We start from the raw sequence: 7719 nt of genomic DNA, 5'->3' as shown, positions 1-7719 counted from the left end.
GACTTGCAGCGGAAAGCCCGGCCCGCAGGGACACGCCCAAAAAAAATCCTGCACAGGGTACCGGCAGGAGGCGCTTTGAGTAGCGAAGTACATTTTTAGGCAGTATGGCAGGGGGGGGTAGGATGTAAGGATATATTTTTTACTTTAATTAAAATGGGGGCTTACCTGTCGGGATCCTGCTATGGTTTATTCCTGCGCGCCAGCCTGCAATGTATGAGTGTGTTGCAGTTAGAACGGATAACCAATGGCAATATTAAAAACAAGGTTATCTTTGCGCCAGGTTTTGCTGCCGAAATCTACCTGGTCCAGCACCCAGCGGTCCTGCTCGGGCAGCCACGGCTTGCGTAGGGGGAAAGCAAGGTCGAGCCGAAGTACCAGGAAGGTAACATCTATACGGAGGCCTGCCCCTGTACCCACGGCCAGTTCTTTATAAAAATCGCCTGAAAATCGGCCCCCGGGTTTTTCAGGGTTCTCGTTCCAGAGCCATATATTGCCGGCATCAACAAATAGCGCCCCGTGTACTACACTAAACAATTTGGCGCGGTATTCGGTGTTGAGTTCCAGTTTCAGGTCGCCGCTCTGGTCGGGTAAAAAGGTATCACCGCCCACATCAGGATTAAAAGTACCGGGGCCAATGGCGCGTGCCCGGAAAGCCCTAATGCTGTTTACCCCGCCTATGAAGAACTGCCTGATAAAAGGAAGTTCTGTTGAATTGCCATAAGGCATACCCACACCCACAATAATACGGCTGGCGAGCTGGGAATCGCGCCCAAGCCTCAGATAATGCCTGAAATCATGTTCTGTTTTGAGGAACTGGCTGAATGGCACCCCGAAAAGCTCTTTTGTGTCGCCGCCTTTTGCATCAGCGCCGGTTAGCAGGCCTGCCAGCGTGCCCGCGGCATCAAGCGAGGCTTTGTAGTAAAATGTATGGCGCTCCCTTTTGCGCATGGTATTGGTATAGGTATAGGAGTAGGTGGGGCCAAATATCAGCTGTTTTTCAATTACTTTACCCAGTGCGGGCAGGCTGTCAATCCGTTGTAAATATTCTTCTGTAACCCGGCTGGGGCTCACATAATTTACGTCAATAACATTAAGCTGCTGCTCCACACGGGGATTGTTTTTCCAGAGGTAGCCAAACTGGCTCCTGAACGAGTTTAGGGAATATAGCCTCGCCCTGTTTTGGTACTCATAATTTACCATAGCCTTTGTACGGGGTACAAAAGCGCTCGAGTCTGCAATTTTTATCGGGGTTATAAAACGCGGCCATACCAAGCTTGCCTCGCCACCCACCCGGTACACATTGTAGCCTTTGTTCTGACCGGATACCTGTATCTCAACGCCGCCAAAACCCGTAAGGGTAAGCAGTTCGGCAGCCCTGAACGTATTGCGGTTGCTCCAGTTGATATTTATTTCCGAGCCGTTAAAGTTAGCCGAATTGGTTTTGGCCAGGAGCTCAACGCGTATTGATTTTTTAGGCAGGGGGGTAAGGTAGTAATACACGTCAAGTGATGGTGAAAGGGTATCAGCCAGCCTGAATGAGTTCTTCACAAATTTAAATGTCCCCAGGTTAACCAGCCTGTTAAGCGAGAGGTCATGATCCCTGCGGCTGTAAATATCGCCTTTATGGAAAAACAGCGTGCGGTCATAGATTATCGGCCGGAAGGTAGCATCAGGGTCGACTATCGTAAAATCCTTGTATTGTTGTGTTGCCTGGGGTTTTTGCAGGGTGTCCTGCGCGTTAGTAAGGTTATAATTGGGGTAAATGGTTATTTTATTGATCCTGTACACCTGCCGGGCGTGCTGTGGGGTTTCTTCTTTTACCTTTACAAAAAGGTCTGCCTGCCTGTTGCCCACAGTACTGTCCACCTGCACCAGTATATAATCAGGGCTAAAGTAAAAATAGCCCCTGTTCTTAAGCCTTTGGTCAATCCGTTCCCGTTCCGCTTTTATAACATCAAGGTCATACGGCGAGCCGGGTTTCAGCCTGCTCCGCCGTTGTAATGTTGCTATAGCGCTATCAAGGGGGGTAGCGGCAGAGTCAGACGGGAAAATAACATTCCGTATGGTATATTGCCTGCCGGGCCTCACAGTGTATAAAGCTTTTGCCCTTCGGTTGCGTGAGGTGGAGTCCGCGCTTGTGCGGGCTTTAAAGTAGCCTTTATTTTCCACACGGTTTTGCAGTACATCAGCATTATAGTCAGAGTCAACCTGGCTAAACAGCACAGGCGGTTCTCCTACTTTGTTGCGGAGCCAGTACCGGAAACCTTTTTCTTTTTTGGGTTCGCCAGCAATGTTATATACCCACAGCCTTGGGCGCAGGCCCAGAAAACCCCGGTTAGGGCGTGGCCTTATCAGGGTTTTCAGCTCATTGGCAAGCGCTTTGCGGTCACTGCGCGACAAGGAGGAATCTTCTACCTTCACTTCCCCGCCTACATAAAGCATGTCGCCCTCGGGCAGGTATTTTGTATTGCTGCAGCCAAAGCAGAGCAGCAGGGCAATGAGTATGCAGTATAATTTTATGTTATTCATCTTTATCACTCTTTTCACCTTGTTGGGTATTAGGCGGCAAATCCTGGTCCTGGTTTACAGGGGCATCTTCAGCTTTCTTTTCTTCAGCTTTCCTTTTTTCTTTTTTTTCCCGCTCCCTGCGCTCCCGCTCCCTGCGTTTCATCTCTTTTTCTTCTTCTGATGTATGAAAAAGCTCCCTGAACTTATTATAATCCATAGTAATTATGAAAGCAACACCTGTTTCAATCACCTGGCCCTGCAGGGCCACCTGGTAATCATTTTTACGGTAGGCCCTTACTATATAGCGCCCGTCACGCGTTAACTGGTAATCAGCTGAAACATCGCCGGCTATATTGGTTGACTGCTCGTTGGACTGCTGCGGCCCTTCCAGCCCGAAACTGCTGCCTACAGTTACCTTCAGCCTGTCATCAAATAATTGTTTAGATACCCCAACGTTCAGGTCTGTACGGTTCTGCATTTCGCCTGTTGTATAATCTTCTGTTGATTCAAGGTCAAAATTAAGCTCCACACCCTGTATAAGGTCGGCAGCAAGGTTATTGAGTTGTTGCGATAATATTTTGCTTACACTCTGGCGTGCTATAGATTCGGCATTATCGCCGCCGCCTTCGCTGGCAAACGGATTCTCGCCAATAAAACGGTTAAGGAGCAGCAGCGCAAAAACCTGCTTATTGAGTTCAGAAGGCTGTTGCCTTATTTGTTCCAGCTTCGTCCTGGTAGTATTCAAAATTTCTGTTGCTACATTGTAATTGCCTTCCGGCAGCACAATGTCAAAGGAAAGCTCCGGTTTCAGCAGCTCACCGTTTATTTTCAGCAATGCCTCAAAAGGAATGCGCTGCTTGTAGGTATTCCGCACTGTTGGCGAGACTGCGCCCAGCTGGTCTTCCACAAGGTCAATAGGTGAAGTTTCTGTTCGGTAAACTGCCGTAATATTTACTGTGGCCTCAGTAGGCTCACCTGTCCATAGAATATAGCTGCCTTCCCGGATGTCAAACTTCCTTTTTATAAAATTAAATGTCATCTGGTAGGCGCCTTCGGTAAATTCGTAGCGGCCGGTCAGTGTGGTTTTGCCTGATGTGTCAATACCGCCTGTAAGCTGCGCCTCACCCCTGAGCTGCAGGAAATCGCCGTTACCTTTGTCAATTATAAGGTTCAGCTCTGCTTCCTTTACAATCTCTATAGCAACTGAAACATTCATGCCTTTAACATTGCTGCTGTTAAGTGTTTCCTCCATTTTCAGGCGCTGCTGTATTTCCATATTGTCCTGGTCAATAAACTCCACAATACCTTCCCTGTCGGCTATTGATGGGTCCTGCTGGGGCAGCACTACCGAAAATTTGGTATCTTCATTTACCCTGATGTTGCCGTCTACAACAGGGCTTTCCGAGGTGCCTTTTACGTTAAGGTTCGCATCAAGGTACAGGTTGCCATAATAAAAATCATTATCTTTTGCTGTTGAATTCACCGCCCTGAAATTTTCTGCATTGATATTCAGGTTAAAGCCATATTTTTTAAAGTCGGTTGTGGCAACGCTGCCGTTAATGTCGAGTACATTGTTTTCTTCGTCTTCAACGGTAAAATTATCCAGGATTATGCCTCTGTCATTAATAACAATATTGTCATTTATTGATTTAAAGTACGAATTGAGCTGCGTAACCCTAAAAGCCACATCATTAAACTGCAGGTTGCCGTTAACGTCAGGGTCAGTCGCCGTGCCTGTTACCTTAAAGCGCCCTGACAGATACCCGCTGCCTTCTTCCAGTTCTCCAAAAGTAAAGGCCTGCACGCTTGCCATATTCAGTTTTTCAATATCCATACTGAGGTTAAACGACCTGCTGTCAGCACTGTAAGTACCGTCCAGGCCAACCTGGTTTCCGTTTCCGGTTATGGCCACATCAGCCGTATAGGTATTGGCGGTAAGGTTATCTACTTTTATACTGATATCGCCTACGGTATCTTTACTTATGGTAAAAGCTGATATGTCAAGGTCAGAAACAAAAACCGGGTTTGTGCCCAGGTTGCGCAGCTGAGCCGTTCCGTTTATGGTGCCACCTATTTTTAATTCCTCTTTCTGGACCATGTTGGTCAGTGTCTGTATCTCAAAATTTTCAAGCTTCGCATTTAAAGGGGCATTGGCCGCCTCCGATGCTGACTGGAGGCTTATGGAACCCCCCTGGCTGCTGAGTACAAAATTATCGGCGTAGATACCGTTCCTGCCAAAACGCAAAAGGTTATCAGCAGCTATGTTCCATGGCTCATAGTTTAGTTTTAGCCCTTCAGGGTCAAGCGAAAGCTCGGTATTGCCATTTGCGGACCTCATTTCCCCGGCCAGCAGGTACTGCTCTTCCTCTTTGCGGTCAAGTATCTGCAGGCGGTAGCTAAGCAGGTTTTCACGTATTACGCCCGTAATATTTGTTTGCGGCAACAGGAACTGCTCACTTTGCACTTCATCAATAGTGAGACTGTAATCAAGGGCTTCGTCCTGTGTATTTATGGCCAGCACACCACCTGAAATGGTATAGGGGCCATACACCAGCCTGGGGATGCTGCCGTTAATTACCAAAGTATCACCTACCGAGTTATACCTCCCGCTAATAGCAATGGGTTCAAGCCTGGTGATCTGCGGCACCAGCTGGAGGAGTACAGGATCGTTATCAACCCTCAGGCTGAAGGTAAACTGCTGCGGACCTCTTTGTTTGCGTTGTGCACCCGGATTTGTATTATAGTATTTTGCTATGGTGTTAGACAATGCTGTGCCTAATTCGCTTAGTTTATACTTGCCTTCTACAGCGGCATTAGCTATAGTAGATTTCAGCACTATCGAATTTTTTTCAGGTGTGGAAACAGCCGTGATATTTACAGAGTCAAGTGCAAACTGCCCTTCGGCATTGGCAAACATAAAATGATGGAGGCTTACTTTCCCATTCAGGTTATCAGGATTGCTGTCGGCAATATCGGCATCTACATTGCCACGCAGCTTTAGCGGGCCGGCGTGCAGGTTCAGCCGGTTCAGGTCGGCAATATCCACATTCAATTTTATCTTGCCGTTGGGATATTTCCCCCTGAAGCCGCCATTGGCCACAAGGTCAAAATCAATATTAGGGTCATCCATATCGGCAACAGCGTTAAAGGAACCTTTATTAACAGTGCCGTCAACTACAAGCTCCCGATAGGTATAGCTGTTATATTCAGCCTTAATCACCCTGGCTTTGAGCCTTGCGCTGGCAGTTTCAGGATTCAGCCCCGTGCCTTTTACCCTGGCTTTCATGCTTATCCTCCCTATAGAATCATTGCTTATGAGCCTGCCAACATTAAAGTCAGCTACATCTACATCGGCATCATAGCGCTCACGCCCTTTTATCCGCCTGTCAAACAATGCCTTTACCTTTGCATTGCCATAACTGCTGGCAACGTTAGCGTTTGCTGTAAAATTATCCATACGGCCTTTAAAAGCCACTTTTGCCGAAAGGCTGGCAGGCAGCCGGATGTTAGCAGGGAGCGCACCTGCAGGCAATAGTTGCTTTATATCTCCTGAAGATGACCGCAATTCATCAACTTTTATATCAAAATAGGCTGTTTTGGCATCAGGAAGCCCGGTTATCCTGCCGCTGGCAGACAACGTTGTGCTGCCTATACCGCTAATATCAAGCTGTGCTATCCGCAGGTCGCTTACCTTACCGTTAATGCGGCTGTTTATCTGCATTACAGCACCAGGGTTACTTTTAAAAGGATTGGTTGACGCAAGCCCGGGCACAAAGAGCAATACATCCTTAAAGCCTACGCGGCTGCCTTCAAGGCTGGCATTGACAGCCATAGCGCCAATATCCTTACCCAGTGACTCAACCGATGGGTAACTTACTGCAATATGGTTTTTAAGGAGGGTTTGTGGTGTTTCAAGGTACAGGCCGCTTAATTCTGCCCCTTTAGGCCCATAGCGGGCCCTTGTGCGTAGCTCCCTTATATCGAGCCCGCTCTTATCACGTACGGAGAACCGGCGTATATCAGCAGCTATGGCATCAGGGGAGTACGAAATGTCTTTTGCTTCCAGGTCCAGTCCTGTAATATCAAGGTGCTTATAATCAATGCCTCTTGCTGCCGGTGCGGCATTCTGGTCATCAAACTTAAAGTTGGCATTGGCTATGTCAGCCTTTGCCAGCTTAATTTTCCACTGTGCCTGCTCCACTGCTGCTGTCTTTTCAGGCAATGCTTTTGCTACCTGTTTTTCAAAACGGGTAATTGCAAGGCTTCCCTTCAGCCCTTCAAGCTCAAAATTCTCAACATCAGCCAGCTGGCCATTAAGGTCAATTTCATTTACTTCTACCCGTAGCCGTTCCAGTTTAAGGCCAGTATCAAGGTGGGAGCCTTCGTTGTTATAGGCTATATCAATATTGCTGAAGTTAATTTCCCCGAGCTTCAGTTTAAGGCCCGGCTTTCCTGAGGCTTTTTCAGCTGCTTTTTGTGTGCCTTTTGCCAGTTCTGCTACAAGCCCCTGCTTCAGCCTTACCCTTAATCCGTCAAGCCTTACCCTGGGTACCTCAAATTCCTGCTTATCCAGGTCAAATTTTCTAATGCGGGTATCAAAATGGCTTATCACGGCGCTAAGGTTATTTTTTGATATTTCATCGTTAAAAGTTACCTGTATCCTGTCGAGGTTCATCCTGTCAACAGAAAATTTCATAGGTGCGGAAGTAGTGTCTTTGGGTTTTCCTGAAGCAAAGGCATCAATAATGTAATCAAAATTAAAAACAGAGTCCCGGTTGCGCTTTACATTGGCAACTATCCCCTGCAGGTTTACGGAATTAATTTCAATTTCATTATCAAGCAGTTTCAGCAGGCTGATATCAACTGCCAGTTTTTCGCCTGCCAGCAGGGTGTCGCCTTCACGGCTTTCAAAATAAACCCCTTCCAGTATTATTTTTTTTGGCAGGCCTATTTCAATCCGGCCAATGTTTACATCAGTACCTATTTTCCCTTCAAGATAGGCTACCGCTTCATCTTTTACAATATCCTGGATATAAGGGATTTGGAGCAATAATACAATTAACAGGAACAATCCTATAACAGACCCTGTAACCCACAGGAGTACCTTTAGAATTTTGCGTACGTATTTTTTAGCTTTTGCATTCATTTATCCCTCTAAAATAGGACAAAATACTAACTATAATTTTAAAGTTTTGCTAAAGTTAAAAACAG

The 7719-nt window shown here is 46.9% G+C and carries 2 protein-coding genes; both read right to left on the bottom strand.

Annotated elements, in window-relative coordinates:
- Window positions 1–228: 228 nt before the first annotated feature.
- Complete coding sequence (gene tamL, locus CHU92_RS10150) at window positions 229–2529, bottom strand: translocation and assembly module lipoprotein TamL (RefSeq protein WP_094415208.1); 2301 nt, start codon at window positions 2527–2529, stop codon at window positions 229–231.
- Complete coding sequence (locus tag CHU92_RS10145) at window positions 2522–7654, bottom strand: translocation/assembly module TamB domain-containing protein (RefSeq protein WP_094415204.1); 5133 nt, start codon at window positions 7652–7654, stop codon at window positions 2522–2524. Before CHU92_RS10145 ends, tamL begins: the two co-directional genes overlap by 8 nt.
- Between the last annotated feature and the right edge of the window lie 65 nt (window positions 7655–7719).

Origin of the sequence: Flavobacterium cyanobacteriorum (genome assembly GCF_002251835.1) — a bacterium.
Classification (GTDB): domain Bacteria; phylum Bacteroidota; class Bacteroidia; order Flavobacteriales; family Flavobacteriaceae; genus Flavobacterium; species Flavobacterium cyanobacteriorum.
This window is presented reverse-complemented; position numbering and strand designations above follow the sequence as displayed.

Excerpts from the sequence above, each read along its gene's own strand:
- CHU92_RS10145 (WP_094415204.1), bottom strand. The coding sequence starts at position 7,654 with ATGAATGCAAAAGCTAAAAAATACGTACGCAAAATTCTAAAGGTACTC.
- tamL (WP_094415208.1), bottom strand. The coding sequence starts at position 2,529 with ATGAATAACATAAAATTATACTGCATACTCATTGCCCTGCTGCTCTGC.